This is a genomic window from Sphingopyxis sp. (assembly GCF_040216815.1).
Classification (GTDB): domain Bacteria; phylum Pseudomonadota; class Alphaproteobacteria; order Sphingomonadales; family Sphingomonadaceae; genus Sphingopyxis.
In genome coordinates, this window is record NZ_JAVJOJ010000001.1 from 97,143 (window position 1) to 121,397 (window position 24,255).

Genomic DNA, 24,255 nt, shown 5'->3' on the forward strand with positions numbered 1-24,255 from the left:
GGGAAAATCGGCCGCACCATGGCTATATGGATCGGACAACAGAAAGGATTTTCCCATGTCCGACAAAAACACGCCCGCCGTCGTCGACGCGCTCAACGCGCTGCTCGCCGACAGCTTCGCCCTCTATCTCAAGACCAAAAATTACCATTGGCACGTCCAAGGGCCGCGCTTTCGCGAACTCCATCTGCTGTTCGACGAGCAGGCGGCGCAGATTTTCGCGACCACCGACCTGATCGCCGAGCGCGTGCGCAAGAATGGCGCCGCGACGCTGCGGTCGATCGGCGAAATCGGTCGTCGCACGTCGATCGCCGACGATGACGCGAGCGGCGTCGATGCCGACACGATGATCGGCAATCTCGCCGCCGACAACAAGCGGCTGCTCGACCAGCTCAAGGACGTCAAAACCGCCGCCGAGGCCGAGGGCGACATCGCAACGAGCGGACTGGTCGACGGCTGGGCCGACGAGACGCAGCAGCGCATCTGGTTCCTCGAAGCGACGCTGGGGTATTGACGCTCCGTGCGGGCGACGGTCGCAGTTGTTCCACTACCGTCATCCCGGCGAAAGCCGGGATGACGGTTAAGTCGGCGTCGGCTCCCCACCCCAATACCAACGTCGCGCTCGTCACATATGCGCCGTCACTTCGGGCGGGTTCCACCAGTTGTTTCCCGCACCGTCCATGTAAGTGACGGGCAGCGCCGCCATCTCGGCGTGGGTCAGGTCGTCGAGGCACGCGATTGCGACCGAAACATAAGCCCCGCCGATCTCCTCGACATAGCCACGACCAAAGGGAGCCACCCCACATGTCTTGCAAAACAGATGGTGTGCGCTGTTCGACCCGAACTGATAGTCCGCCAACGCCGCCGGATCGCTGAGCAGGCGAAAGGCGTCGGGCTTGATCTGCGCGGTCCAGCCGCGCTTCTTGGTACAGATCGAGCAGTTGCATTTGCCGGTCCCGGCGTCGAGGTCGAGGTCGGCTTCGAACTTCACCGCGCCGCAGTGGCACGAACCATGATAGGTGTTGAGCATCGTCATTCTCCGGTCTGGCGGCGCCGGCACCGGCGCCCTTCACCCCGAATGGATAGCCCGGCTCCCCTGACTGATGATGTCAGCAGCCCGCGTCATATTGGTTGTGCCGCCACCAGTCGGCCATCAGCACCGCGCGCCGCCGCCCGAACCCTTCGTCGCCGATTCGCGCCGCGGCGATACGGTCGATACGGAAACTGCGGAAATCCTGCCGCAGCAGACACCAGGCCGCGACAATCTGCCGATCCTCGAAATAGGCGAGCGCCGCAGGCCAGATCGCGCGCGTCGTCGTCCTGCCGCTCTCGTCGGCATAGTCGATGTGCAGCGTCCTTTCCGCGCGCATGGCCTCGCGCACCGTTGCCAGCAGGGGCGCGTTGGTTTCGCGCCAGCGGCTGTTCACCGGCCACAGCCCCGCCTCGTCGATCCGCTGTTTCAATTCATCGGGGCTCGCCGCCGCGATCTTGGCGAGCGCCTGCGCCGCGGCGCGCGACAGCGTCCCTTCCTGCCGCCCCTCGACCCAGCGCGCGCCCAGGACCAGCGCTTCCAGCTCCTCGGCGGTGAACATCAGCGGCGGCAGGAAGAACCCTGGCCGCAGCACATAGCCGACCCCCGCCTCGCCCTCGACCGGCGCGCCAAGCGCGATCAGCGCCTGCATGTCGCGATAAAGCGTGCGCACCGACACGCCCTGTTCCTCCGCCAGCGCCTCGGCCGTCACCGGCCGACGGTGGCGGCGCAGCGTGTCGATGATCGCGAAAAGCCGCCCGGTCTTGTCCGCCATGATAGCCTTGATCCGTCAGCGGCGCCGATAGGTCCAGCGGCGCGGTTTCGACCCGTCGATTGCCGAGATCGTCGCGGTCAGCGTGTCGCCGTCGCGCACATATGCGATACGCTGCGGATAATCATGCGCGCCATTCTCGAAGGTTGCGCTCGCCCCCTCGTGCCGCACCAGCGCGAACGCCACCGGCGCCCCGCCCTCCGGGATCGCGATATAGGAAATCGCGCCCTCCGCGTCCGCCGCGATACGGATGAACTCATATTCGCGCAGCACATCGCCGCGCCCCGACCGGCTATGCCCCAGCATCACCCCGCCGCGCGGCGCCGTCCAGCTTTCCTCGGTCCAGCGTCCGTCACCTTCCTGCACCCACTCGCCCGCGAGCCAGCCGAGATCGTCGACGCGCGCCGCCGGGTCCGCCGCCACCAGCACGAGCGATAAAAGCGCCGCGATCATTCGCATGACTCTCTCCCTTCCTCCGCGCCTTATCACGCCGCCATCGCCATCGCCATGGACAGCGCATCGCCCGCCGCCTATAAGCCGGTCATCCCCGGGGAGCCTGTGTGCAGAAACAGGTTGAGAGCGGAACAACCCGCGACCCGTTGAACCTGATCCGGGTAATACCGGCGGAGGGAGGGTCGGTATTCCACACGCGGAATCCCCATTCTCGCTCCGGATAACTGGAGCGAGAGCACATGGCCGACGTCGATTCCCGCATTGAAGCTAAACTCGGCGCGATCGGCGTCACCACCGGCCCCATTCGCGGCAGCCGCAAGGTCCATGTCGCCTCGCCCACCGGCAGCGGCATCCGCGTCGCGATGCGCGAAATCGACCTCGCGCCCGGTAGCGGCGAGCCGTCGGTTCGCGTCTATGACACGAGCGGGCCTTATACCGACCCCAACGCGACCATCGACATCGCGCAGGGCCTCCCCGAACTCCGCGCCCCCTGGATCCGCGCGCGCGGCGATGTCGAGGAAGTGACGCAGCGCGAGGTGCGCCCGGAGGATAACGGCCAGCTCGGTCCCGACCGTTCGGGCGGCGTCCCCGCCTTCCCCAATGTCCGCAAGACGGTGCTGCGCGCAAAGCCGGGGCAGAATGTCAGCCAGATGCACTATGCCCGCCGCGGCATCATCACGCCCGAGATGGAATATGTCGCGACCCGCGAAAATCTCGGCCGCGAACGCCTCGCCGAATATGTCCGCGACGGGCAGGACTGGGGCGCCTCCATCCCCGATTATGTCACCCCCGAATTTGTCCGCGACGAAGTGGCGCGCGGCCGCGCGATCATCCCCAACAATATCAACCACCCCGAAAGCGAGCCGATGGCGATCGGCCGCAATTTCCTCGTCAAGATCAACGCCAATATCGGCAACAGCGCGGTCGCATCCGACGTCGCGAGCGAAGTCGACAAGATGGTCTGGTCGATCCGCTGGGGCGCCGACACCGTCATGGACCTCAGCACCGGGCGCAACATCCACGACACGCGCGAATGGATCCTGCGCAACTCGCCCGTCCCCATCGGCACCGTCCCCATCTATCAGGCGCTCGAAAAGGTCGGCGGCATCGCCGAAGAGCTGACGTGGGAAATCTTCCGCGACACGTTGATCGAACAGGCCGAGCAGGGCGTCGACTATTTCACCATCCACGCCGGCGTCCGCCTGCCCTACGTGCCGCTCGCCGCCAAGCGCGTCACCGGCATCGTCAGCCGCGGCGGCAGCATCATGGCGAAATGGTGCCTCGCGCATCACAAGGAAAGCTTCCTCTACGAACGCTTCGACGAGATTACCGAGATCATGAAGGCCTATGACATCGCCTATTCCTTGGGCGACGGCCTCCGCCCCGGCAGCATCGCCGACGCGAACGACGAAGCGCAGTTCGCCGAGCTTTACACGCTGGGCGAGCTCACCAAGCGCGCGTGGGACCAAGATGTGCAGGTGATGATCGAGGGGCCGGGGCACGTGCCCATGCACAAGATCAAGGAGAATATGGACAAGCAATTGGAAGCGTGCGGCGAGGCGCCCTTCTACACGCTCGGGCCGCTCACCACCGACATCGCGCCGGGCTACGACCATATCACCAGCGGCATCGGGGCCGCGATGATCGGCTGGTATGGCACCGCGATGCTTTGCTACGTCACGCCCAAGGAGCATCTCGGCCTCCCCGACCGCGACGATGTGAAGGTCGGCGTCGTCACCTACAAGCTCGCCGCCCACGCCGCCGACCTCGCCAAGGGCCACCCCGCCGCCAAGGTCCGCGACGACGCGCTCTCAAAAGCGCGCTTCGAATTCCGCTGGCGCGACCAGTTCAACCTGTCACTCGACCCCGACACGGCGGAGCAATACCACGACCAGACCCTCCCCGCCGAAGGCGCCAAGACCGCGCATTTCTGCAGCATGTGCGGCCCGAAATTCTGCTCGATGAAGATCAGCCAGGAAGTCCGCGAGTTCGCCAAGCTGCAAAATCAGGACAGCGCCACCTTCATCGCCGCCGAAGAGGCCGAAAAGGGCATGGCGAAAATGAGCGAGGTTTATGAGGAAACCGGGCGCGAGCTGTATATGGGCGCTGATGGCAGGGAGCATGATTGAGTCATGACAGGCCGCGTTCCAGAAGGAACGCGGCCTGCCTGCTATGCGTTTATAAGACGCAAATTGTTACTCGGACACCCAAATGCGGAACGCCTGCAAACCATATTGGCTCGCATAAACTCGGCGTCCGTTGCGGGTAATCCACTTCACATAGATCGCCCGCTTGCCGGGCGGCGGTGTAGTGGGATTCACAACGAATCTCCTACTGGCAGCCCGACGTTGTTGCTTCCTTTACCGATTGCGCGTATTCGCGCTGTGCTAACGGTCCGGTTCGGGATAGCTCACCCTTTTCAGGGGCTGCGTTCTGATCAGGGCTTTTCTAAGGGGCGTGACGAATGTTGCGCCCCTTTTTTCTTGGGGATGGCAATAGCTTGTCGTCCCTGATTCTAATGCGAAGCAAGCGGGCTCGCCTCATGGCAGCACATCGACTTACTCCGAATCCTTTCATCGCTTGTTTAACCGTTTTCATCGACCGAAACGCTCGTTCTGGCATCAAGAGGGCGGCCGCAAACTCGTCAGCCTGCCATTCCGGGTCAAATTCCACGTTTCGCGACTTTGTCCGGTAATAATAAACAGGCCGCTGTGTGTGCATCAGCAGGTGGCCCAACTCGTGAGCAGCCGTCATGCGCGACCTAGGGTCCCCCCTCTTCAGCTTCGCGTACGTACTCGCGGAGAAGGTGATAACCGGCTGGTGCCAATCCGTTTTGGCTTCGGCACCAGCCAGTTTGTGGTCGTCGACAACCCGGAAATAAGCGCCGTCGATCATGTCCTCCAAAGCGAACTCAATCACGGGCTGCATCGCGATGCGCTCTCCCGCTTCCATCCCCAATTCTCGCCGAACTGCATTCGCCAAGTCCGCAATCTGCTTTCGGCTGCGTCGTTGGACGCTCCCAAATTTGTCATCCATTTGCGGCGTCCTTCAGCATGCGGCGAATTTTCTCGCGCGTTTCAGGCTTCAACCTATTGAAACTCATCGCAAAATTGGATGCCAATTCACGATCCCGTTTCGACAAGTCCGGCGTAAGGTCAATCGTTACGCTGTCTGCACTCGCTGGAACTGAGTGTGCTGCCGCGCGCTGCAGTGCAGCCGCGTCGGTTTGATTAAACTCGAAAAACTCGACAACTTTGGCAACAAACGTGCCTTTGATCGGCTTCGTGCCCGTTTCGAGCTGGCTCAGATACGGGGAACTGATTCCCAGACCAGCGGCCATGTCCGCCAAGGTCATCCCCCGTTCTTTGCGCTCTTTCCGGAGCATTTTCCCAAAGGGTGTCATGCTAGCCTCCTATGGTCTACGATCCACAAAGCGGCGACCAATTCGCTTTGCTAATCAGTAAATAGTTTGCCGATTGGCAAATGTCAACGACTGACGCCTTATTGGGTCGAAAAGACGCTGCCCGCGCAGCTCAAACGGGCATAGCCATGCCCGTTTGCTCGGTTCCGATCCGTCAAATCGACTGCCGACCATTCAGCCCCACTCGACCCCATGCTACACTCCCACCCATGCGCGCCCGGAACCCCCTCTACGTCATGGCCAAGCCGCCGCCCGAGGTGCAGGCGGCGATCGCCGCGCTGCCGCGCAACGATCCCGGGCGCGGTCCCGACCTGCTCCATGTCACGCTCATCTCGCTCTACGATCTGCATTATGCGCCGCCCGAGTGGCTGCCCGCGACCATCGCCGCGCTGGACGGCTTCGCCGCGGCGCCCTTTCCGCTGCGCTTCGACCGGATCGAGAACCGCAAGGCGGTGACTTTGCGCACGCGCGAGCCGCTGGCCGAGGCGCGGGGGTTCCAGAAGGCGCTGGTCGACCATCTGCTGCGCGAAAAGGCGCCGATCATGGACGGCACCACCCCCGAACCGCATATCACGATCAACTATCGCGGCGACCGGCTGGGCTCGCAGAAAATCCCGCCGATCGGCTGGACGGTCGATGAAATCATCCTCACCGAAAGCATCGTGGGTCGGACCACCCATGTCGAACATGGCCGCTGGCCGCTGCGTGCCGGCGTGTCCGCCGGAGGCTGAAAGGCCGCCGATCCTTCGCGCCTTCGTGCCTTCGCGTGCCCACCCCATATATAAACGACAATATATCGGCCTGCGCCCCCATCTCGCCAGCGCGGCCTGACGCCGCAACCGCCCCCCCCCGCCCTGCGAAAAAGGCTTTCCTACATTCGTCCGCCATGCTTCAAACCGGCCGATGCGCAGCAACCCTCCCTTCGCGCCCATCCGCCCGCAACGGCCCGGCAGGGGATCGCCATTGGGCTGACCTTTGCTGAACTTTGGACGCGGGCGCCGCGCGGCGGCGCGGCGGTCAGCGCTCGTCCTTGTAAAAGGGCCGGTCGCCCGCGATCGTCACGCGCTCCATGCGGCGCACCGCGGGGAAATAGTCCGACGCCGCATAATGTTGCGCGGCGCGATTGTCCCAAAAGGCGATCGACCCCGCGCGCCAGCGAAAGCGGCACTGGATTTCGGGAACCGCCGCCGCGGCATAGAGATGCCGGAGCAGCGCTTCGCTCTCTTTCGCCGACAGCCCTTCGATGTGGCTGGTGAAGGCGGTGTTGACGTACAGCGCCTGCTCGCCCGTTTCGGGGTGGGTGCGCACGACGGGGTGCCGCTGCGGCGGATATTTGGCGTGCAGTTCCTCGGCCTCCTTGCCCAGCCGTTTGGCAAAGACGCGCGCGATGTCGTGGACCGCAACGAGCGATCGGCACCATTCCTGCATCGCGGGCGACAGGCTGCGGAACGCCGCGCCCATGTCGGCGAACAACGTGTCGCCGCCGACCGGGGGCACCTCGACCGCGCGCAGGATCGACCCCAGCGACGGTTCGGCGCGCCAGGTGACGTCCGAATGCCAGAAATTCTCCTTCCCCTTCGATTCGGGGCCGTGCGCGATATGCAGGACTTCGGGGTTCGGCTGGTCTTTTGGCGTCGCGGGGTGGATTTCGAGCGTCCCGAAGCGCCGGGCAAAGGCGATATGCTGCTCTGCGCCGATGAACTGATCGCGGAAAAAGACGACCTTGTGCGCCAGCAGCGCGGATCGGATTTCGGCGATAACCGCGTCGTCCTGATCTTCGCGGAGGTCGATTCCCGATATTTCCGCGCCGATCGACGGCGTAATGGGCTCAACCTTCAGCCGTTCGAAAACGCGCTGCGGCACGGCAAGGGTCATGGCATCCGCTCCTCATGCTTTTCTTTGAGCGCATGAGACGGCGGCGGGAGGCGCGAGTCAAGCCGCGACGATGGACAATCGGCCTATCCGTCGATCTCGGCGGTTGCGGCGCGCTCGATCGCCGGGCGCCAGTGGCGCGCGACGGGCAGCAGGAAAATCTGCGACAGCGAGCGCTCGATCTCGTCGGCGGTCAGGTAACGCCGGTCGATGCGTCCGTCGGCCAGCCGCGTCGTTAACCGGTTGTCGCGCAGGCCATAGCGCGCCTCTGCCGTCGTGCGCGCGGCGATCAGCTGATGGCGGAAATGCGAGTCGGGATGGGTCGAGGTGTACCAATTGCCGACCTCATAATCTATCGCCGGTGGGGGCGCATCCTCGATGCGGTAGAGCGTGCGCCACTCGCCCGCGACCAGGGCTGCGACCTGCCATTCGGCGCCATGGCGGACGACGCGATAGCTTTCGTGGCGCGTGGGCTGCGGCGATTCATCGTCCATTGCCAGCGGCTGGGGCGGCACCGTGGCGCCAAAGCCGACGTCGGCCAGCCACGCCCGGCCGTCGATCCGCACGCGCAGCACCATGTGCGAGCGCGGCGTCGGCGGGGCATCGTCGCCCAGCATCCAGCGCACCCGGCCGATCAGCCCCTCGGCCTCGAACCCGATCCCATGCAGCGCGCGCAGGAACAGGCAGTTCTGTTCAAAACAATAGCCGCCGCGCCGCCGACCGATCAGCTTGGCGTCGATGGCGTCGACCCCAATGTCGACCCCCGCGCCGGTCAGCGCGTCCATCGCCTCGAACGGGATCGCCGCGATATGCGCCGCCTGCAGCGCCGCGAGGACGTCGAGCGTCGGCGTCAGCGCACCGCGATAGCCGATCCGCGCAAGATAGCGCGGCAGGAAAGCGCGGGCGGTCGCGTCAGCATCGACGGGATCGCCATCGGGCGGGGTGGCGGCGGCCTGGTGCAGCATGATCGGAACTCCATTGGCGAATCAATGGACCCCTTATGAAAGCTGAAGCGCAGTTGAGGTCAAATCGAAAAGAGAACCGAGCCGGCCGTCCGCGCCGCGCCGATACGCGACCTAGACCTCCAGCCGATGTTCGAGCGTGATTTCGCAGTCGAGCAGCTTCGACACCGGGCAATTCTTCTCGGCCTCCTCGGCTAGCCTCGCAAACTCGTCGGCGCCGATCCCCGGCACTTTTGCGGTCAGCGTCAGCGCCGATCTGGTGATCGCAAAGCCGCCGTCCTGTTGTTCCAGCGTGACCGCCGCGCTCGTCTCCAGCGTGTCGCCCGAATAGCCCGCACGCGCGAGACCGAACGACAGCGCCATGGTGAAGCACGCCGCATGCGCCGCGGCAATCAGTTCCTCCGGGTTCGTCCCCGGCTGGCCCTCGAACCGCGTCCCGAAACCATAGGGCTGGGCGTCGAGTACCCCCGATTTGGTCGTGATCCTTCCCTTGCCATCCTTGCCAAAGCCCTCGTAACGGGCGGATGCGCGGTTCACGGTCATGGCAATGTCTCCTTGGTTGATCGACGGGATGGCCGGGCGATGAGGGGCCTGGCCTCTTCAGGCAGCGGTCAGCTTACGCCCTGTCCTGGCGCGCTGCCACGCCTTTTCATGGAAGAAGAAGGCGACGGCATTGATGCAGGGTTCGACGATCGCGATGCCACCAGCGAGCGCGACCGATCCGGTCAGCGCATAAGCGACTCCGAACCCGATCGTCAGGTGCAGCGCCAGATAGGTGAGCGTCTTCAACAGGTCGACAGGCATCGCGTGTCTCCAGAGAACAATGCCATCAAGATAAGAATGATTCGCAATAATCGCCAGCGGAGGCTTTCGCTCACTCTGATCGATTTTGGCGCGCGACCCCTGCGCGGTCGAGTTCGGGGCCAAGCCGCCCGATGAGCCACAATCCCCACATCCGAAAGTCGGCAGCAAGGCTCCACAGCGGATAGGTGAAGGTCGCCGGCCGGTTCTTCTCGATCCAGAAATGCGCGATCCAGGCAAAGAAATAGCCCGCGACGGGCAACGCGGCCAGCCATAGCCAACGCCCGCTCAGCGCCGCGACGATCGCGATCAGCAAGACCAGGCTCGTCCCGACATAATGCAGCGCGCGCGTCGACGCCTTGCTATGCTCGCGCAGGTAAAAGCGCCAGAAATCGGCGAAGCTGGTATAGCGCCGGGTCATGGGCAAAGGATGCGCGGTCGGCCGAACGCGGTCAAGACGCATCGTCTGCACCCCGCCCGACTCGTCAGCCCTCCCGCCAGGGTCGCAGGGGCGGGAGGGCTGTGGTCCGGCCCGGCCGAGTGGGCCGGCCGGGAGGGGAGATGCGGGTTCAGCGCGCCGCGGCTTCGCGGACCTTCTGCACGGCGGGCAGGAGCAGGCCGATCAGGATCTGCACCGGGTTCGACGTCACCGTCATGCTGCCCTGCGCGGGCTGCGCCGACTGCGCCATCGCGGGGGTCGCCGAAGCGAGGATGGCGAACGCGAGGGCGGGGGCAAAAAACAGTTTCTTGGTCATCGTCATTTCCCTTTCGGATCGGTCAAGGTCGGTTCAAATCGTCGAATGTCGTTCGGGTCGTTCCCGATGACCTGACGTATGCCGCGTGGCGCCACGCCCGGCGGTGATCGCCGTCACTCGGCCAAATAAATTTCACAAAGACTTGAAATGAAAGGAAAGAAAAATTCTATCCGCGCTTGATCCGGACGAGCGCCGCGTCGAGCGCCTGTAAGAATCGCGATCGGTCGGCCTTTGAAAAGGGCGGCGGCCCGCCGGTCCGTCCGTCCATCCCGGCGCGCAGATCGGCCATGATCGCGCGCGTCGCGATCGCACCGCCGATCGACGCCATGGTAAAGGGCTTGCCGTTGGGGCCAAGCACGCTCGCCCCGGCTTTCAATGCGCGGTCGGCGAGCAAGATGTCGGCGGTGATAACGATACTCTTTGCATCGGCCGCCTCGGCGATCCAGTCGTCGGCGGCGTCGAACCCGTCCGTCACAACCACCCGCTCGACCAGCGGATGATCGGGCACGCGCAGCCGGCTGTTGCTCACGACCTTCACCTCAACCCCGTACCGCCACGCCACGCGGTAGATTTCCTCCTTTACCGGGCAGGCGTCGGCGTCAACGAGGATACGAACGCCGCTCATCCGGCCAGGCCGTCCCAGAGGAGCTTCGCGCCAAGCAACACCATCAGCAGATAGATGAGCAGATAGAAGCGCTCCGGCTGTATCCGTTTCATCCAGCGTACCGTCAGCAGGGTCGAAACGACCGCCAGCGGCATCAGCAGCAATGCGGCCACGACAACGTCGTGCGGAAAGGCGCCAAGCGCGAGATAGGCGGGCACCTTCATCCAGTTGACCAGCGCAAAGAGGATCGCGCTCGTCCCGATGAACGTCAGGTGCGGCAGCTTGCGCGGCGTCACCCACATCTGGAAGGGCGGGCCGCCCGCGTGCGCGATCTGGCTGGTCAAGCCCATGATCGCGCCAAAGATCGTGCCGACCCAGCCCGGCGAGCGCGATGGCGCGACGATCCGCCCGCCGCGCTCGACCCACAGCCGATAAAGTCCGAACGCCAGCGTGATCGCGCCGAGCGCCGCCATCAGCTGCGCCTCGTTCACGCGCTCGGCATAGGCATAGCCCGCCGCGACGCCGACCGCCGCGCCGGGCAGCATCCAGCCGATGATCCAGCCGTTCCACGTCTTGCGAAACGCCCAGACGCTGATCACATCCTGTACGATCAGGATCGGCAGCAGCAGCGCCGCCGCGGTCGCAGGCGGCAGCACCAATGCAGCAAGCGGCGTCGCGAGCGCGCCGACGCCCGCAAGGCCGCCCTTCGCCATGCCGAGCAGAACGACCGCGGCGATCAGCACCGCCAGCGTCAACGGGTCGGCGAGCAGGCTCATGCGTCGGGCTGGTCCGGCAGGCGCCAGTCGATCGTCCCGCGCCCGCGCGCGGCAAGGAAGTCATTGGTCTGGCTGAACGGGCGCGATCCGAAAAAGCCGTTATGCGCCGACAGCGGCGAAGGGTGCGGCGCGCGCAGAACCAGATGCGGGCTGCCCGCGCCCAGCCCGGCAACATTCGCCGCCTTTTTTTGCGCGTGGCTGCCCCACAGGATGAAGACCTTGGGTGCCGGATCGGCGGCGACCACCGCGACCACTGCGTCGGTGAACCTTTCCCACCCCTTGCCCTGATGCGATGCCGCGAGGCCGCTTTCGACCGTCAGACAATTGTTGAGCAGCAGCACCCCCTGCCGCGCCCAATGCGCCAGATGGCCGTGCGGGGCCGGTGCAATGCCGAGGTCGCTGCGCATTTCCTTATAGATGTTGACCAGGCCCGGCGGCGTCCGCACGCCCGGCTGGACCGAAAAGCAGAGGCCGTGCGCCTGTCCCGGCCCGTGATAAGGATCCTGTCCCAAGATCACCACGCGCACCGCGTCCGGCGGCGTCGCATCGAGCGCCGCAAACCAGTCGCGCGGCCGCGGAAAGATCGCCTTTCCTTTCGCACGCTCTTCGACGAGAAATTGCCGGAGCGCCGCCATATAGGGCTGCTCGAACTCGCCGCCGATCGCCGCGAGCCAGTCGGGATGCAGTTTGACCTCCGCCATGCCCCGCGCTTCACCAGAGCGATGCGCGCTTGTCCAGCCTTGTTCCGCGGATGTCGGCCCTCGCCCTTCTTCGCCGAACGTGGCGCGACGATCACGAGGGATCGGAGCCGCCCTTTGGCTTGCCCACTTCGGTAACGAGCAGCTTGTCGATCTTGCGCCCGTCCATGTCGACAATCTCGAACTTCCAGCCCTTGTCGGTGAAGCTTTCGCCTTCCTCGGGCAGATGCTTCAGGATCGCGAGCGCGTGCCCCGCCGCAGTGGCATAATCGCGGTCGTCGTCGAGCTCGATCCCCAGCCGCTCGGCCATCTGGTCGGCGGGCATCGAGCCCGCGATCAGCAAGCTGCCGTCGCTGCGCTCGACGACAAAGGGTTCGCTGCCAATGTCCTGGTCCGATGCAAATTCCCCGGCGATAGCCGACAAAAGATCCGCCGGCGTCACCAATCCATCGAAATGGCCATATTCGTCGTGGACGAGCAGCATCGGAACTTCGGCCGCGCGCAACGATTCGAGCGCGTCCATCGCGTCGAGCTGATCGTGGATGACCCTGGCGGGACGCATCAGCTGTTCAAGATCGAGCGTCTGCCCGGCGAACAGCGCCGCGGCGATGTCGCGCGCCTGCACGACCCCCGCAATCTCGTCGACCGACCCGCGCGCGACCGGCAGGCGGCTGTGCGGCGTTTCGAGCAGCTTGTCGCGCAGCGCGCGCGCGTCGAGCGAAATATCGATCCAGTCGACGTCCTTGCGCGGCGTCATCACCTCGCGCACCGGGCGGTCGGCGAGGCGCACGACGCCCGAAATGATCGCGCGTTCGCTTTCCTCGATTACGCCCGATTTCGACGCTTCGGCGACGATCAGATGCAGCTCCTCGGCCGTCACCCGCTCTTCTGATTCGCGCTTGAGGCCGAGCAGGCGGAACACCAGACCCGAACTATTGTCGAGCACCCAGACGAGCGGCGCGGCGACGCGCGACAGCCAGTACATCGGCCCCGCGACGAGGATCGCGATCGGCTCCGGCGCACGGAGCGCGAATTGTTTGGGAACCAGCTCGCCCGCTATCAGCGAAACATAGGTGGTGAGCGCAATCACCGCGGCAAAACCCGCAGCCTCGGCCGTTTCGGGGTCGAGCCCCAGCCAGGCGGCGAGGCGGTCGGCGACCGGCTGGCCCAGGCTGGCGCCCGAATAGGCGCCGGTCAGCACGCCGATCAACGTAATGCCGACCTGGACCGTCGACAGGAACCTGCCGGGGTCGGACGCGAGCTGCCGCGCGATCTTGGCGCCGCGGCTACCGCGCTTCTCGGCCGCCTGCAATCGTGGCTGCCGGGCCGAAACGATCGCCAGTTCGGACATGGCGAACACGCCGTTGAAGAGGATGAGAATCGCGATGATCGCGACATCGGACCAGGGAAAAGGGGTCATCGGGCGGCGGCGCGGCGCGTCGGCGCCCGGCCCCTGTCGGCTTCGGTCATGCCCCCCTATAGGCGAAAGGCACGACATTGCACAATGGCGCACCGCTGAACGGTCGGCTCAGCCGCCATTCAGTCAAATTCTGGAACCAGATCGCCAGCCATATGTTATCGGCAGGTACCGGCGGCGTGCAGCAGACCAGCGGCATCCGCCCAAATAAGGGAGCGACATGATGAAAAGCAGGACAACCAAGCTCGCACTTCTGACCGGCCTCGGCGCGATTGCCCTGACCGGCTGCGTCACCGACCCGGAGACGGGTGAACGCAAGATTTCGAAGGCCGCGATCGGCGGCATCGGCGGCGCGGTCGGCGGCTATCTGCTCGGCGACCTGATCGGCGGCCGCAGCGACCGCACCGAAAAAATCGTCGGTGCGGGTATCGGCGCGGTCGCCGGCGCGGGCGTCGGCTATTATATGGACCAGCAGGAAAAGAAGCTGCGCGAACGCACGGCCGGCACGGGCATCGACGTCGAACGGCAGGGCGATCAACTTGTCCTCAACATGCCAGGCGACGTCACCTTCGATCACAACAGCGCGATGGTGAAATCGCAGTTCCGCAGCGCGCTCGACAATGTCGCCTCGACGCTCGCCGAATATCCAAGCACCTATATCGACGTTTATGGCCACACCGATTCGACCGGCAGCGACAGCTATAATCAGGGCCTGTCCGAACGCCGGGCGTCATCGGTCGCCGATTATCTGGCGGGGCGCGGTATCCAGCGCGCACGCATGGCGACGCTCGGTTACGGCGAATCGCAGCTGAAATGCGCGCCCGAACGGAGCGAGGCCGATTATCAGTGCAACCGCCGCGTCGAAATCCGCATTGCCCCGGTAACGCAGAATGACGTGAACGCGGCTGGGTAACACTCCTTTCCGGCTGACGCCGGAAGCGGCATCGGCCCGCTCCCCCTCCCGGCCTCCCCAGGTTACGATCGTCGGGGAGGCCGGGAGGGGGAGCGGGCCGGTGCAGCCGCTTTCCGCAAAGCGGAAAGCCGATCAAGCGAGATTGAAACTCGCCTTCACCCCGTCGATCACGAATTGCGCGGCGAGCGCGGCGAGCAGCACGCCGAGCAAGCGCGTGATCACGGCCTCGCCCTTGTGGCCGATGAGCCGCATCAGCGGCCCCGCCGCAAGCAGGGCGGCGAGCGTCAGCAGAAGGACGAGCAGCAGCGCGCCAAAGATGACAAAGGCCCGGTCGAGCCCGTTGTTCTGCGACACGAGCAGCATGACCGAGGCGATCGACCCCGGCCCGGCCAGCATCGGCATCGCCATCGGGAACACCGACACATCCTCGACTTCCGGGGTTGCCTTGATCTTCTCGGCCCGCTGTTCGCGCCGCTCGGTGCGTTTCTCAAACACCATGTCGATGGCGATGATGAACAGCATGATGCCGCCCGCGATGCGAAAACTGTCGAGGTCGATGTGCAGGAAACCCAGCAGCGCCTCGCCGAACATCGCGAAAAAGACCAGGATCGCCCCGGCGATGACGATCGCGCGGATCGCCATCGACCGGCGTTGCTGCGCGCTCGCGCCGCTCGTCAGGCTGGCATAGATCGGCGCGCAGCCCGGCGGGTCGATCACGACGAAAAGCGTGACGAAGGCCGAGATGAAGAGGTCGATCATGGCCGTTTGGGCGCGGCGACCCGGTCGTCGATGACGGTCGCCATTTCCTTGCCATCCCACAAGCGGACGGCGATGCGGCGCGACCCGTCGGTGCGCACGATCGAAGTCCAACTGAGCGTCTGGTCGGGCGCGAGGCTGACCGCCATATCTTCGTCCTCGCCCTCGGCATCGATCGATACGGCGGGCCGCGATCCACATACGGCCAGTTTCGATGCGATGAAATCGGGCGCGGGGCGCGGATCGACCAGCGTATCGCCATGGTCGAGCACCCAGCTGATCCGGCCCTTGTCATCGCGCAGCCAGACCGTCGTGAAATAGCCGTTCGCCGGTCCCTTCTGCCACGCGCCGGTCGTCGCGCCGGCATTGCCGTCGCAACTGACATAAACGGCGTGCGGCTGCCACTTGACCGCTTCGGCGGGATCGGCCCGCGTCTTCAGCCAATCGCGCGCCTTCACCCGTCCGGGCACAAACATCACGGCATCGGGATGCGCCGTTTCGCGAAACGCGGTCCATTGCCCCTTTTCCTGCGCAAGCCGGGCAAAGGCGATTTCGGCGGCGATGAAGGCGCTGGGGTTGACGGCGAGCGGACGGTTGCGAAGCTCGCCGGGCGGCCCCGCACAACCGGCGAGCGCCAGACCGAGCGTCGCGGCAAGCAACCGGCGCATCAAAATCCCTCCGGATCGGCCAACCCCGCGCGGCGATGCGCGGCGACCAGCGTATTGCGCAGCAGGCAGGCGATCGTCATCGGTCCGACCCCGCCCGGAACCGGGGTGATCGCATCGGCCACGTCCGCCACCCCGGCATAGTCGACGTCGCCGACCAACCGCCCCTTCGCCGCACCTTCAGCAGGCGGCAGGCGGTTGATCCCGACGTCGATCACGATCGCGCCGGGCTTGATCCAGTCGGCCTTCACCATCTCGGCGCGGCCGACTGCCGCCACCACGATGTCGGCGCGGCGTACAAGCGCGGGCAGATCCCTTGTCCGGCTGTGCGCCATCGTCACGGTGCAGTTCGCGCCGAGCAGCAACTGCCCCATCGGCTTGCCCACCAGGATCGAACGCCCGACGACGATTGCATCCTTGCCCGACAGATCGCCGAGCCGGTCCTGGAGCAACAGCAGGCAGCCATAGGGGGTGCAAGGGACCATGCCGGCAATGCCCAGCGCAAGGCGCCCTGCGCTCACTGGGGTCAGCCCGTCGACATCCTTTTCGGGGTCGATCGTCGCCACGGCCGCCTGCTCGTCGAGATGGCCGGGGAGCGGCAGTTGGAGCAGGATGCCGTCGACCGCCGCGTCGGCATTGAGCCGGCGCAGCAGCGCCTCGACCTCATCCTGCGTCGCACTGGCGGGCAAGCGGTGCTCGAAGCTCGCCATGCCCGCCGCGACCGTCGCCTTGCCCTTCGACCCCACATAGACCGCGCTCGCCGGATCGTCGCCGACAAGCACGACCGCAAGTCCCGGCACGCGGCCCGTCGCCGCCTTGAACGCCGGAACCGCATCGGCAATCCGATCGCGCAGCCCCGCGGCAAAGGCCTTGCCGTCGATCACTTTGGCGTCGGGGACGGAACCGGTCATGGGTCAGGCCATCCCCGTCTGCATACCGAGCCGGTAAAGATAGGCCATTACCGGGCCCTGCAGGATGATGAGCAGGATCAGCACCACCATCGGCGTCAGGTCGATACCGCCGAAGTCAGGCATGATGCGGCGAAAGGGCCGATAGAGCGGCTCGGTGATCCGGTCGAGCACATGCCAAAGCTGGCCCACGAAATCATTGTGCGTGTTGATGACGTTGAAGGCGATCAGCCACGACATCACCGCCTGGACGATGATGAGCCACCACAGGATGTTGAGCAGGATCGACAGAATATCGAGAAACATGAAATACAAGGATGGTCTCCGGCCGAATGGTCGATAGCCCGCTTCTTAGCGGTGAATGAGCGTCCCCGCACCCCTCGCGGTGAAAATTTCGAGCAGCATCGCGTGCGGAATGCGCCCGTCGAGGATAACCGCGGCCTCGACCCCCGCCTCGACCGCCGCGACGCAGGTTTCGACCTTGGGGATCATGCCGCCGGTGATCGTGCCGTCCTGCTTCAGCGCGTCGATCGCTGCTCGGTCGAGGTCGGTGAGCAGCGCGCCCGCCTTGTCGAGCACCCCGGCAACGTCGGTGAGCAGGAAAAAACGCTTGGCATCAAGCGCCCCGGCGATCGCACCCGCCATCGTGTCGGCGTTGATATTATAGGTCGCGCCATCGGCACCGAGCGCCACCGGCGCCACCACCGGGATGAAATTATCCTTGGTCAGATTGGCGAGGATCGTCGGATCGACCGCAACGGGTTCGCCGACGAAGCCCAGATCGACGTGGCGTTCGATCCCCGAATTGGGATCGGCTTGGGTGCGCTTCACCTTTTCGGCGAGGACCAGATTGGCGTCCTTGCCCGAAATGCCGACCGCACGCCCGCCGAGCCCGGCGATCCAGCCGACGATTTCCTTGTTGATCCTGCCCGCCAGCACCATTTCGGCGACCTCGGCGGTGGGGGCATCGGTGACGCGCAGTCCGCCGACGAAGGTTGATTCGATCCCCAGTTGCTTCAGCATCGCGCCGATCTGCGGCCCGCCGCCATGGACGACGACGGGGTTTATGCCGACGGCTTTCAAGAGCACGACATCCTCGGCAAAGTCGCGCTGCGCCTCCGGGTCGCCCATCGCGTGACCGCCATATTTGATCACGAAGGTTTCGCCGGCATAGCGTTGCAGATAGGGCAGCGCCTCGACAAGCGTTTCCGCCTTGGCGAGCAGATCGGGCATTTTTGAAGGGTCGGTCATCGATATCATCCGGCGTTTTTCGCATCGAGGCTGCGGCCGAGGGCGACCAGGCCGGTGATGACGAAAGGAATGACGAGCACCGACAGCGCGACCTTGGCGAGCATCTGCCCGCCCATCAGGTTGGCGATCGGGAACACGCCGTAAAAGGCGATCGTCACGAACAGCAGCGTGTCGACGATCTGACTGAGGGCGCTGGCGATCGCGCCGCGGATCGCGAGCCAGGTCGTCCCGGTCCCCGCGCCCTCGCGCCCGCGCAGCTTGGAAAAGATGGTGACGTTCAGGAATTGCGATGTTCCATAGGCGACGATTCCGGCTGCCATCAGGCGCGGGCTCTGTCCCAGGATCATGTCGAACGCCGCCAGCCGTTCGGGCTGCATTTCGCCCGATGCGGGAAGCGCAAGAACAAGCGCGGTGAGCATGATCGACAGGACCAGCGGCACGAAACCCCAGAGCACGATGCGATTGGCGACCGACTGGCCGTGGAGTTCGGACACCGCGCTCGACAGCGCAACGAGCATCAGGAACGCAAAGATCCCGGCCTCGACCGCCAGCCAGCTCCCCAGCGCGACCTGCTTGTTCCCGAGCACGCCCGCGAGCACGACCATGCCGCCGTAAAGGATCGCAAAAAGAAACAGCGAGGGCGAAAGCGTGCGCGGCAAGGCCGCCGAGGTCGGTTCGGTCATGCCGCCCGATAGTCGCTTTTGCACAGCGTGGAAAGACCGCGAAGCACCGCATGGCTCCTGCCCCTTGCCCTGCCGCCAGAGCCCGCTAGACAGGCCTATTCACTTGCGGGGGACGCACACATCATATGGAACGCCTGATCGGTCTTGCCGGCATCGTCGCCTTGCTGGCGATTGCCGTCCTTTTTTCATCGAACCGCCGCTGGATTCGCCTGCGCGTCGTGATCCCCGCTTTCCTGCTGCAAGCGGGCTTTGCCGTGCTGGTGATCGGAACGCCGTGGGGCCGCGCGGTGATCCAGGCGATGTCGAACGGCGTCTCGAACCTGCTCGGCTATGCCAAGGCCGGGACCGATTTCATCTTCGGCCCGCTCGCCTCGCCCGAAATGGGCGCGAACAGCTTTGCGATCGCGGCGCTGCCGGTGATCATCTTTTTCGCTTCGCTCATCTCGATCCTCTATTATCTCGGCATCATGCAGCTGGTGATCAAGTGGGTCGGCGGCGCGATCCAGAAAATCACGGGCATCACCAAGGTCGAAAGCCTGGGCGCGGCGGCGAATATCTTTGTCGGCCAATCCGAATCACCGCTCGTCATCCGTCCTTATCTGGCGGGGCTCACGCCCTCGCAGCTTTTCACCGTGATGACGGTCGGCATGGCGGGGGTCGCGGGAACCATCCTCGGCGCCTATGCCAGCATGATCGGCGAGCAGTTGCTGCCCTATCTGCTCGCTGCCAGCTTCATGTCGGCGCCGGGCGGCATCCTGATGGCAAAGATCATGATGCCCGACGATCCCAAGGATCTTGGCGTCGAGCCTGTGATCATGCCCGAGGCGAGCCACGACGAGGAAAAGCCCGCGAACATCATCATGGCGGCGGCGCAGGGCGCGCAAACGGGCGTCAAGCTGGCGGTTGCGGTCGGCGCGATGGTGCTCGCCTTCGTCGCGCTGGTCGCGCTTGCCAACGGGCTCCTCGCCGGAATCGGCGGCTGGTTCGGCTATGACGGCCTGTCCTTCCAGGCCGTGATCGGCACCATTTTCCGTCCCGTGATGTGGCTGATGGGCGTGCCGTGGGACGAAAGCGCCATCGTCGGCGGCCTGTTCGGCAGCAAGGTCGTGCTCAACGAGTTCGTCGCCTTCATCGATCTGGGCAAGGTCCAGGGCGATCTGTCGATGACCGGGGTGGCGATCGCGACCTTTGCGCTTTGCGGCTTTGCCAATTTCAGCTCGATCGCGATCCAGATGGCCGTGACGGGCGGGCTGGCGCCCAACCAGCGCCCGATGATCGCCCGGCTGGGGCTGAAAGCGCTCCTCGCGGGAAGCCTGTCGAACCTGATGTCGGCGGCGCTTGCGGGGTTGATGATCGGGTTGGTTCCAGCCGTCGGTTGACCGGACGGCACAACCGTGAAGATTTGCAAGTCCCTGTAAAATGACGTACAGCGTGGACACAAATAAGTGTCCCGGATCGTATCGTTCAAACGGGGAGGCTGCCATGAAATCTGCCTGTCGCTTATCGATCCTTGTCGCTGTTGCTGCGACAACCGCGGCGGGTTTCCTCGCCACCTCGAACGCCCAGCCCCCCGACGACAAGATGAATCGCCCGCCCGAGGCGACCATCTATCGCGACGCCGGCTTTCGCGGTCCCGCGGTTTTCATCGGCGAGGCGAAACCGAACCTCGGCCTGGCGTGGCCCGTCAACTCGATCCGGGTGGCGAGCGGCCGGTGGGAATTGTGCGAGCGTACGCGCTATCGGGGCAACTGCCGGACGGTCGACCGCGATACGCCGATGCTGAACAACATCCTGCGCGGACTGACCATCCAGTCGATCCGCCCGGCCGGTGGCGGCGGCTGGACCCCGCATCCGCCCGCCAATGGCCAGAGCGCGCGCGGCAGTTTTGCCGAGTTCCATACGCAGCCGGGCACGAATGGCCAGCGCGTGCTTGCCTGCAGCAGCGGATCGTCGACCGCCAATTGCGCGGCACGCACCGCCGACAGCTGGTGCCGCTCGATCGGCTGGAACGGGTCGGCGCGCGAACATATGGAAACGGTTAGCGGCCGTGTCTATCTCGCCGACGTCTTGTGCGTGCGTTCGGGTTATTAAGGGGGGAGCTCCATGAAAATCACAACCGCGCTTGCGGCCGGTGCCGCGATCCTTTTGACGGCGGGCTGTTCGTCGATGCCGCGCAATACGGGCACCAGCTATGAATGCGACCGCGGTACACGGCTGAAGGTCGATTATGTCACCGATGGCGCCATTGTCCGCGTCAACGGCGGCCGGACATTGGTGCTCAAGTCGACCCCGTCCAACAGCGGGCAGATATATGAGAACCGGACCGGCGCGCGGCTGCACCGACAGGGCAATGAGGTGACATGGAACACCGCCCTGCGCACGGCGCCCGAAAGCTGCCGCGTCGTCTATACGCCGCTCTGACCAACGCGATCAGGGCCGGGCGGGCGCTTTGCAGCCGCGTTCGAGCCCGACGCCCTTCAGGAAACCGCGGCGTACCGTCCCGGCATAGACGGCGAGCGCATAGCGGCGCCGTTCGGCGTTCGCACCCGTCACCTCGCCGATCAGGCCGCGGAACGGAATGATCGACCCGGCGATCGTGCCCGCCACGCGGCCGGCGGTTTCCTCGCGCTTTTTGGCGCGGCTCTTGTCGACCTGTTCGTTGACATCGGGCCCCAGCACGGCGTCGAGCTCGCCGATTTCGCGGATGATCGCCGCGCACCGGCCGAGGCCGACGAGCGAATAGGGCGCGTCCTGAATTTCGAGCAGCTTCGGCGGTACCTCTTTGCCGTCGAACGGCTCGGTCACCTGATTGGCCGTGCCCTCGACCGTCGATTCCTCCGGCGCCCCCTGCTGGAACGCTTGGGCGGGCACCGCGGCAGCGAAGCCGATCGCCGCGACGGCAAGGGCGATGATGTGGCGCTTGGTCATGGTCATGCTGCTTCCCTCTTGTCTCCAGAGTCCAACGCACCGGGCGACAATCGGCTGCCTCCGGTCAAGAATCAACCGGACGGCGCAAGGTGATCTGAACCCACGGTCCTTGCCCGCAGTCATAACCACCGCCCATATTTTCGGTGCTTTGGATCAAATCCCAGCTCCCAGCGCTTCAATAAGCGGATACCACTTCAGCAAGCGCGAGATAATTGAAATAGCGACCAGCCTGGTCGCGACCTTCCCGCCCGCCACCCTTGTAGCTCGCAAAATGCAGCCCCCCGGGTCGTAGCGCCCTGTAAATGCGTCAAATCACCTCGATCAGATCGCCGCGCGGCACATGGAGCAAGCTGCCGGCGGCCCAAACCGCATCATAACACCCGACCCCATCAAGTTCGTCGAAACGCATTACCCGAACCGGCACGCCGATGCGCGCCTGCGCCTTCGCCGCCACAGCAGCCACTCCATCGGTCGGGTCCACGGCGAAACCGCGGGCAATCATGTGCGCGGCGTCGGTGCCTCCGCCACAGCCTAGCTCGAGAATATCGGCCCCCGGCGGAAGACGATCGAGGAACGCATCGAGATGGCGCGACACGCCGGACGGCCCCGACGCCGCATAAACCGGCGCCTCCGCCGAATAAAATGCGAGCGTCCGGGAATCGTAACCGCTCACCGCGTCGGCACGGGCTCGGCGCCGGTCCAGTCGTAGAAGCCGCGTCCGGCCTTTTTGCCGACCCACCCCGCCTCGACATATTGGACCAGCAGCGGCGCGGGGCGGAATTTGGGATCGCCGGTGCCCGATTGCAGCACGCGGATGATTTCGAGGCAGGTGTCGAGGCCGATGAAGTCGGCGAGCGTGATCGGCCCCATAGGATGATTGAGACCCAGGCGGCACCCGGCGTCGATGTCCTGCATTGTTGCGACGCCTTCTCCCAAAGCGAAGATCGCTTCGTTGATGAGCGGCATCAGCACGCGGTTGACGATGAAGCCCGGCGCGTCGTTCGCGTGGACGATTTCCTTGCCGAGCCCGCGGCCATAGGCCTCGACCGCCGCCAGCGTCGCGTCGCTGGTCGCAAGCCCGCGGATCAGCTCGATGAGCCCCATCACGGGCACCGGGTTGAAGAAATGGACGCCGATGAAACGCGCCGGATCGGGCGCCGCCTGCGCGAGACGGGTGATCGGGATCGAGCTGGTGTTCGACGCAAGGATCGCGGTCGCCGACAGATGCTGGCCGACGCTGGCGAAGATGGCGCGCTTGATCTCCTCGCGCTCGGTCGCCGCCTCGATCACCAGATCGGCGGGCGCAAAGGCGGCATGATCGGCGACCGGGGTGATCCGCGCGAGCAACGCGTCGGCGTCGCCTTGCGCGATCTTCTCCTTGGCGACGAGGCGGCCCAGGGTTTTGGCGATACCCGCCTTCCCCGCCTCGGCACGCGCGAGGTCGATGTCGGCGAGCAGTACGTCGTGGCCCGCGCCTGCCGATACCTGCGCGATCCCCGCGCCCATCTGCCCTGCACCGATAACACCGACGATCATATGCTGCTCCTTCGCTTCATACAGTGCCCGTGGCCCTACGGCCTCGGCCCCGCGCGTCAAGAGCAGCCATCAGGGGGCGGAACGAAACTCGGTCGCTTCGGCAAGGATCAGCGCAAAGGCAGGGTCGGTATCGTCCCACGTCGCGATCGGCGTCCAGCCGCCCGCCCGCAGCAGTAGATTGGCGTCGCGCGGGCCATATTTATGGCTGTTCTCGCTGTGGATCGTCTCGCCCTTTGCCATATGATAGCTTTGGCCATCGACGGTGAAATCCATGGCGCACGTCGCGACAAGGTGCATTTCGATGCGCGCATGGGTGTCGTTCCAAACCGCGCGGTGGGTGAAATTATCGGCCGCCATATCGCCGTCGAGTTCGCGGTTGATGCGCTCGATAAGGTTGAGGTTGAACGCCGCGGTCACGCCCGCCGGATCGTCATAGGCGCGTTCGAGCACGGCGATGTCCTTGATCCTGTCGACACCGACGAGCATCAGCGATCCGTCGCCGAGCGTTTCGCGCCAGCCGCGCAAAAGGTCGATCGCGGTGCGCGCGACCATGTTCCCGATCGTCGAGCCGGGGAAAAAGCCGAGTTTGGGCAGCGCACAAATTTCGCGCGGAAGCGCCACCTTCTGTGTAAAATCGGCTTCGACCGGATAGACGGGAAGGCGCGGAAAGCGCGCCGCGAGCGCTTCGGCGCTGTCGCGCAGGAAGTCGCCCGAAATGTCGACGGGCACATAGGCCGCAGGATCGATCGCGGCGAGAAGCAACGGGGTCTTGGTCGAGCTTCCCGATCCGAGTTCGACCACCGCACGGCCGGGGCCGATCGCGCCGGCAATGTCGGCCGCGTGCCGCGTCAGAAGGTCGGTTTCGCTGCGCGTCGGATAATATTCGGGAAGCGCGGTAATATCCTCGAACAGCGCGGAACCGGTGGCGTCGTAGAACCAGCGCGCCGGAATCGCCTTTTGCCGCTGCGACAGGCCGGCGTGGACGTCGGCGCGAAAGGCCATGTCGACCCCCGCGTCATCCGCCGAAATCTGCCGAAGTTGACGCACGACGCCCATG

At 65.0% G+C, this 24,255-nt stretch carries 32 protein-coding genes and 1 riboswitch; of the genes, 7 read left to right on the forward strand and 25 right to left on the reverse strand.

What is annotated here, in order from left to right; all coding sequences use genetic code 11:
- The first annotated feature begins 55 nt into the window (after positions 1 to 55).
- The gene (locus RIA72_RS00480) at positions 56 to 511 is read left to right on the forward strand and encodes a Dps family protein (protein ID WP_350030393.1); all 456 of its coding nucleotides are present in this window, start codon (positions 56 to 58) and stop codon (positions 509 to 511) included.
- Between the two features lie 111 nt (positions 512 to 622).
- Here RIA72_RS00480 and RIA72_RS00485 read toward each other — a convergent pair whose 3' ends face one another.
- The 3 genes from RIA72_RS00485 to RIA72_RS00495 all read right to left on the reverse strand — a co-directional run bounded on the left by RIA72_RS00485 (position 623) and on the right by RIA72_RS00495 (position 2,258).
- Positions 623 to 1,033, reverse strand: a complete 411-nt coding sequence (locus RIA72_RS00485) for a GFA family protein (protein WP_350030394.1) — start codon at positions 1,031 to 1,033, stop codon at positions 623 to 625.
- A 73-nt stretch (positions 1,034 to 1,106) separates the two neighbouring features.
- Complete coding sequence (locus RIA72_RS00490) at positions 1,107 to 1,802, reverse strand: helix-turn-helix transcriptional regulator (protein WP_350030395.1); 696 nt, start codon at positions 1,800 to 1,802, stop codon at positions 1,107 to 1,109.
- A gap of 15 nt (positions 1,803 to 1,817) precedes the next feature.
- Complete coding sequence (locus RIA72_RS00495) at positions 1,818 to 2,258, reverse strand: DUF6265 family protein (RefSeq protein ID WP_350030396.1); 441 nt, start codon at positions 2,256 to 2,258, stop codon at positions 1,818 to 1,820.
- A 79-nt stretch (positions 2,259 to 2,337) separates the two neighbouring features.
- A riboswitch (TPP riboswitch) is annotated at positions 2,338 to 2,448 on the forward strand.
- 43 nt (positions 2,449 to 2,491) lie between these two features.
- Between RIA72_RS00495 and thiC the strand changes: the two genes are divergently transcribed.
- The gene (thiC, locus tag RIA72_RS00500; RefSeq protein ID WP_350030397.1) at positions 2,492 to 4,381 is read left to right on the forward strand and encodes a phosphomethylpyrimidine synthase ThiC; all 1,890 of its coding nucleotides are present in this window, start codon (positions 2,492 to 2,494) and stop codon (positions 4,379 to 4,381) included.
- A gap of 319 nt (positions 4,382 to 4,700) precedes the next feature.
- Here the strand turns inward: thiC and RIA72_RS00505 are convergent, their stop codons facing one another.
- Together RIA72_RS00505 and RIA72_RS00510 are read right to left on the reverse strand one after the other, a co-directional pair.
- Positions 4,701 to 5,288, reverse strand: coding sequence for an ImmA/IrrE family metallo-endopeptidase (locus tag RIA72_RS00505; RefSeq protein ID WP_350030398.1), 588 nt, complete (start codon positions 5,286 to 5,288; stop codon positions 4,701 to 4,703).
- Positions 5,281 to 5,655: a helix-turn-helix domain-containing protein gene (locus tag RIA72_RS00510; protein WP_350030399.1), complete on the reverse strand. Its 375-nt coding sequence runs from the start codon at positions 5,653 to 5,655 to the stop codon at positions 5,281 to 5,283. Before RIA72_RS00510 ends, RIA72_RS00505 begins: the two co-directional genes overlap by 8 nt.
- Before the next feature lie 227 nt (positions 5,656 to 5,882).
- Between RIA72_RS00510 and RIA72_RS00515 the strand changes: the two genes are divergently transcribed.
- Positions 5,883 to 6,404: a 2'-5' RNA ligase family protein gene (locus RIA72_RS00515; RefSeq protein ID WP_350030400.1), complete on the forward strand. Its 522-nt coding sequence runs from the start codon at positions 5,883 to 5,885 to the stop codon at positions 6,402 to 6,404.
- A 286-nt stretch (positions 6,405 to 6,690) separates the two neighbouring features.
- On the opposite strand, the gene RIA72_RS00520 is transcribed toward RIA72_RS00515, so the two are convergent.
- The 10 genes from RIA72_RS00520 to RIA72_RS00565 all read right to left on the reverse strand — a co-directional run bounded on the left by RIA72_RS00520 (position 6,691) and on the right by RIA72_RS00565 (position 13,561).
- Complete coding sequence (locus RIA72_RS00520) at positions 6,691 to 7,548, reverse strand: TauD/TfdA dioxygenase family protein (RefSeq protein ID WP_350030401.1); 858 nt, start codon at positions 7,546 to 7,548, stop codon at positions 6,691 to 6,693.
- Positions 7,549 to 7,631: 83 nt separating this feature from the next.
- Positions 7,632 to 8,510 carry an arylamine N-acetyltransferase family protein gene (locus RIA72_RS00525; protein WP_350030402.1) on the reverse strand — a complete coding sequence of 293 codons (879 nt, stop codon included), beginning with the start codon at positions 8,508 to 8,510 and terminating at the stop codon, positions 7,632 to 7,634.
- A gap of 111 nt (positions 8,511 to 8,621) precedes the next feature.
- Entirely contained in the window at positions 8,622 to 9,050 is a 429-nt protein-coding gene (locus tag RIA72_RS00530; protein ID WP_350030403.1) for an OsmC family protein, read from the reverse strand.
- Positions 9,051 to 9,107: 57 nt separating this feature from the next.
- Positions 9,108 to 9,311, reverse strand: coding sequence for a DUF2061 domain-containing protein (locus RIA72_RS00535; protein ID WP_350030404.1), 204 nt, complete (start codon positions 9,309 to 9,311; stop codon positions 9,108 to 9,110).
- A 70-nt stretch (positions 9,312 to 9,381) separates the two neighbouring features.
- Positions 9,382 to 9,729, reverse strand: coding sequence for an Mpo1-like protein (locus tag RIA72_RS00540; protein WP_350030405.1), 348 nt, complete (start codon positions 9,727 to 9,729; stop codon positions 9,382 to 9,384).
- 148 nt (positions 9,730 to 9,877) lie between these two features.
- On the reverse strand, positions 9,878 to 10,063 hold the full coding sequence (locus tag RIA72_RS00545) for a hypothetical protein (RefSeq protein WP_350030406.1): 186 nt from the start codon (positions 10,061 to 10,063) through the stop codon (positions 9,878 to 9,880).
- A gap of 166 nt (positions 10,064 to 10,229) precedes the next feature.
- Entirely contained in the window at positions 10,230 to 10,688 is a 459-nt protein-coding gene (locus RIA72_RS00550; RefSeq protein ID WP_350030407.1) for a YaiI/YqxD family protein, read from the reverse strand.
- Complete coding sequence (locus RIA72_RS00555; protein WP_350030408.1) at positions 10,685 to 11,443, reverse strand: sulfite exporter TauE/SafE family protein; 759 nt, start codon at positions 11,441 to 11,443, stop codon at positions 10,685 to 10,687. Before RIA72_RS00555 ends, RIA72_RS00550 begins: the two co-directional genes overlap by 4 nt.
- The gene (ung, locus tag RIA72_RS00560) at positions 11,440 to 12,144 is read right to left on the reverse strand and encodes a uracil-DNA glycosylase (RefSeq protein WP_350030409.1); all 705 of its coding nucleotides are present in this window, start codon (positions 12,142 to 12,144) and stop codon (positions 11,440 to 11,442) included. Before ung ends, RIA72_RS00555 begins: the two co-directional genes overlap by 4 nt.
- A gap of 91 nt (positions 12,145 to 12,235) precedes the next feature.
- The gene (locus RIA72_RS00565; protein ID WP_350030410.1) at positions 12,236 to 13,561 is read right to left on the reverse strand and encodes a hemolysin family protein; all 1,326 of its coding nucleotides are present in this window, start codon (positions 13,559 to 13,561) and stop codon (positions 12,236 to 12,238) included.
- A gap of 220 nt (positions 13,562 to 13,781) precedes the next feature.
- On the opposite strand from RIA72_RS00565, the gene RIA72_RS00570 reads away from it, so the two are divergent.
- A complete protein-coding gene (locus RIA72_RS00570) occupies positions 13,782 to 14,471 on the forward strand; it encodes a YiaD family glycine zipper/OmpA-like lipoprotein (RefSeq protein ID WP_350030411.1) in 690 nt (229 codons plus the stop codon).
- A gap of 132 nt (positions 14,472 to 14,603) precedes the next feature.
- Here RIA72_RS00570 and RIA72_RS00575 read toward each other — a convergent pair whose 3' ends face one another.
- From RIA72_RS00575 to RIA72_RS00600, 6 genes are read right to left on the reverse strand one after another with little or no spacing between them, the layout of a single operon-like run.
- The gene (locus tag RIA72_RS00575) at positions 14,604 to 15,230 is read right to left on the reverse strand and encodes a MarC family protein (RefSeq protein ID WP_350030412.1); all 627 of its coding nucleotides are present in this window, start codon (positions 15,228 to 15,230) and stop codon (positions 14,604 to 14,606) included.
- A complete protein-coding gene (locus tag RIA72_RS00580; RefSeq protein WP_350030413.1) occupies positions 15,227 to 15,895 on the reverse strand; it encodes a hypothetical protein in 669 nt (222 codons plus the stop codon). Before RIA72_RS00580 ends, RIA72_RS00575 begins: the two co-directional genes overlap by 4 nt.
- The gene (gene folD / locus RIA72_RS00585) at positions 15,895 to 16,803 is read right to left on the reverse strand and encodes a bifunctional methylenetetrahydrofolate dehydrogenase/methenyltetrahydrofolate cyclohydrolase FolD (protein WP_350030414.1); all 909 of its coding nucleotides are present in this window, start codon (positions 16,801 to 16,803) and stop codon (positions 15,895 to 15,897) included. Before folD ends, RIA72_RS00580 begins: the two co-directional genes overlap by 1 nt.
- A 3-nt stretch (positions 16,804 to 16,806) precedes the next feature.
- Positions 16,807 to 17,106 (reverse strand): YggT family protein, encoded by a 300-nt coding sequence (locus RIA72_RS00590; RefSeq protein WP_350030800.1) that lies wholly within the window; start codon positions 17,104 to 17,106, stop codon positions 16,807 to 16,809.
- A 45-nt stretch (positions 17,107 to 17,151) separates the two neighbouring features.
- Entirely contained in the window at positions 17,152 to 18,060 is a 909-nt protein-coding gene (gene argB, locus RIA72_RS00595) for an acetylglutamate kinase (RefSeq protein WP_502957920.1), read from the reverse strand.
- Positions 18,057 to 18,734, reverse strand: coding sequence for a queuosine precursor transporter (locus tag RIA72_RS00600; protein ID WP_350030416.1), 678 nt, complete (start codon positions 18,732 to 18,734; stop codon positions 18,057 to 18,059). The genes argB and RIA72_RS00600 overlap by 4 nt, the downstream gene beginning before the upstream one ends.
- 125 nt (positions 18,735 to 18,859) lie before the next feature.
- Here RIA72_RS00600 and RIA72_RS00605 point away from each other — a divergent pair, with 125 nt between their 5' ends.
- The 3 genes from RIA72_RS00605 to RIA72_RS00615 all read left to right on the forward strand — a co-directional run bounded on the left by RIA72_RS00605 (position 18,860) and on the right by RIA72_RS00615 (position 21,155).
- Positions 18,860 to 20,113, forward strand: coding sequence for a NupC/NupG family nucleoside CNT transporter (locus RIA72_RS00605; RefSeq protein WP_350030417.1), 1,254 nt, complete (start codon positions 18,860 to 18,862; stop codon positions 20,111 to 20,113).
- A gap of 103 nt (positions 20,114 to 20,216) precedes the next feature.
- On the forward strand, positions 20,217 to 20,825 hold the full coding sequence (locus RIA72_RS00610; RefSeq protein ID WP_350030418.1) for a beta/gamma crystallin-related protein: 609 nt from the start codon (positions 20,217 to 20,219) through the stop codon (positions 20,823 to 20,825).
- Between the two features lie 12 nt (positions 20,826 to 20,837).
- On the forward strand, positions 20,838 to 21,155 hold the full coding sequence (locus RIA72_RS00615; RefSeq protein WP_350030419.1) for an MliC family protein: 318 nt from the start codon (positions 20,838 to 20,840) through the stop codon (positions 21,153 to 21,155).
- A 9-nt stretch (positions 21,156 to 21,164) separates the two neighbouring features.
- Here RIA72_RS00615 and RIA72_RS00620 read toward each other — a convergent pair whose 3' ends face one another.
- The 4 genes from RIA72_RS00620 to egtD form a co-directional block, all read right to left on the reverse strand.
- On the reverse strand, positions 21,165 to 21,668 hold the full coding sequence (locus RIA72_RS00620; protein WP_350030420.1) for a hypothetical protein: 504 nt from the start codon (positions 21,666 to 21,668) through the stop codon (positions 21,165 to 21,167).
- A gap of 301 nt (positions 21,669 to 21,969) precedes the next feature.
- Positions 21,970 to 22,257 carry a class I SAM-dependent methyltransferase gene (locus RIA72_RS00625; RefSeq protein ID WP_350030421.1) on the reverse strand — a complete coding sequence of 96 codons (288 nt, stop codon included), beginning with the start codon at positions 22,255 to 22,257 and terminating at the stop codon, positions 21,970 to 21,972.
- Between the two features lie 74 nt (positions 22,258 to 22,331).
- The gene (locus RIA72_RS00630) at positions 22,332 to 23,198 is read right to left on the reverse strand and encodes a 3-hydroxyacyl-CoA dehydrogenase NAD-binding domain-containing protein (RefSeq protein ID WP_350030422.1); all 867 of its coding nucleotides are present in this window, start codon (positions 23,196 to 23,198) and stop codon (positions 22,332 to 22,334) included.
- Positions 23,199 to 23,267: 69 nt separating this feature from the next.
- Positions 23,268 to 24,254, reverse strand: a complete 987-nt coding sequence (gene egtD, locus RIA72_RS00635) for an L-histidine N(alpha)-methyltransferase (protein ID WP_350030423.1) — start codon at positions 24,252 to 24,254, stop codon at positions 23,268 to 23,270.
- Between the last annotated feature and the right edge of the window lies 1 nt (position 24,255).